At 37.4% G+C, this 2,188-nt stretch carries 3 protein-coding genes; all 3 read right to left on the reverse strand.

Annotated elements, in window-relative coordinates; all coding sequences use genetic code 11:
• Positions 1-624, reverse strand: a 624-nt coding sequence (gene mobV / locus AB3I27_RS13865) for a MobV family relaxase (protein ID WP_277890941.1), incomplete at its 3' end; no start/stop codon positions are given.
• A 114-nt stretch (positions 625-738) separates the two neighbouring features.
• Positions 739-1,359: a CadD family cadmium resistance transporter gene (locus AB3I27_RS13870; RefSeq protein ID WP_002293047.1), complete on the reverse strand. Its 621-nt coding sequence runs from the start codon at positions 1,357-1,359 to the stop codon at positions 739-741.
• 498 nt (positions 1,360-1,857) lie between these two features.
• Positions 1,858-2,188: Rep family protein (locus AB3I27_RS13875; RefSeq protein ID WP_236017437.1), on the reverse strand; the 331-nt coding region annotated here is incomplete at its 5' end.

A 2,188-nucleotide genomic window follows, 5' to 3' on the forward strand; every position in this document is an offset into this window, starting at 1 on the left:
CTCTTGTTTTTCGGTCTCTATTTTTTTCAATTCTTCCCGCATAGCTTTGTATTCGGGTACTGATAAATTCTTACGCTCTTTATTTTTGTTACCACGTTGAACATCAAAGCCATTTTCTTTGAGGTACTGTGTTAATTCCTCTTGAATGCGCTGTAAGGCTTCACGATTGAATATACGCTTAGCTGAGAGCTTTTTATCATCATCAAAGGGCACAATGCCCATATGCATGTGAGGGGTCTTCTCGTCCATATGAACAACTGCATAGCGAATATTTTCGTCACCATAGTTATCTGCAAAATATTGTTTGGCTGTTTCAAAATATTTACGGGTTTCGGCTTCGTCTAATTGCTCAAAAAAATCTTTGTCACTGGTTATAATCCACTCATTGACTAAAACAGCGTCTTTGCGAACTGCCCGCTTACTCGCTTTGTTTTCGTTGATATAGGCTTCAATATCCGTTTTAAAGTTATCAGTGCGCCCAGCCACTAAATCATAATTCAAATACGAGCGTTCCGTATCAATATATTTGTTTGAATGATTGTCAGTTAACCGTTGATTATGATTACCCATGCCGACTAAATTTCCAGCTTTCATCTTTTGCATTCTTGCGACTAAATAACTCATCATAAGTCCTCCATTCTTTGGTTTGGCGAATTAGCGGTAAAAAAACGTATCTGGGATTTTGAAGTTAGGATTCAAAAAAATATAAGAAAAGCCCCATTTAAGGGGCTTTTTTATCTATAAAATAAAGTTTAGAAAAGTCTCTATCGTGCCACTTTCATACATGATGTATAGTCCAAGTGGAATGAATACTAAGGGCACAATGATTCGCTTGTATTTTTCAATTGTCTCGGATATTAACGGAATAGAGGATAGCACCCGACTAAGCTCGCAAAAGATAATTATGCCGATTGCAAACATAAGCAACGCCACGAGGGTCTGTGCCCAATCTAACGAAGCAAAATAAGGTATATAGATACCTAAATTATCTCCGCCAGACGCAATTGTCAGCAATGTAACTGTCCAAAACAGTTGATTTGCCTTACTTTGTTCTAATCTTTCAATAATTTCTTCCTCTTCTTCTTCCTCACCTTCTCCAACAATTGCAAAGCGAATTCCTAAATAGATAGGGATTAAACCAAGCAATCCAACCATCCATGCTTCAGGCACGAAATTGACGACATAAGCAGCAACTAAACTCACCCCTACAAGTAAGCCCGTGCCTAGATATTGCCCCGCATAAATATGCCATTTCTGTTTATTCTGTGATAGCTGTGCAAATAAAATAATCAAAACAATTAAATAATCTATACTGGTGGAAATATAAACACCAATAGCAGATATGATTGTCTGTCCCATAAAAAAACCTCCTGTATTAGTATTAGTCAGTAATAAATCAGCAGATTTTAGGGGAGCACAGACACATTAATTTAGCTATCGCTAGTGGGTAATGCCGGACGTAAGAAAGCATTTTACTCCTCCTCAAAACATAGTTACAAAATAGTTTCTAACTGGAATTCGGTGATTACTTCCAAGTAAAGTATAACCCACTATACTTTACAAGGTAAAGTGTGGGCTCTACGAGGTAGTAGCATTCTCCCTTCCTACTGGGAGAACTGCTATTTTTCTACGCCTATTATCCGGCTAGAAAAAACTCCGGCGGGCTATTGCATAGCGAGCGCATTTCATGCAGAACTCTACCCGAGCGGGGCAAGCTAGTGTTAGCTTAACCACAAAAAAAATGAATTCAACTATTAGAATGCATTTTTTTCAATCGATCTTCAGCAATAGGCTGAAGAATATAAGGGAAAGCAGGGTCACTCATATCAACAATAACCTTATCTAACGTTTTCATAATCATTTCTCCGAACCTCTAAGATTTTGTTGTTTCTGCCAATTTGACTTGATATATTCTTTAATAAAAAGCGTATTCCTTTCAGTTAGAAGTTCGAACCAGCCAGCTGGTGCTTCCTCAGACATGCGATAATCTGCAAAGTCTTTTAAATGCATAATTTCATTTTCAGAAATAAAAGCCAACATATCACGTAAGGCTTGGCGCTTATCGCCAGTAGAAAGAGCTAAGCAACTCTCTAAATCAAAGCCTCCAAAGGTCTCAATATCAGCATTATGGTTCTGTTGCAAAGTTTTAAATCTACTATCAAATAAGGTAGAATAATAGAAAAAGATG

It is taken from the genome of Enterococcus sp. C46 (assembly GCF_040887565.1).
GTDB classification, from domain to species: domain Bacteria; phylum Bacillota; class Bacilli; order Lactobacillales; family Enterococcaceae; genus Enterococcus_B; species Enterococcus_B lactis.

Excerpts from the sequence above, each read along its gene's own strand:
- AB3I27_RS13870 (WP_002293047.1), bottom strand. The coding sequence starts at position 1,359 with ATGGGACAGACAATCATATCTGCTATTGGTGTTTATATTTCCACCAGT.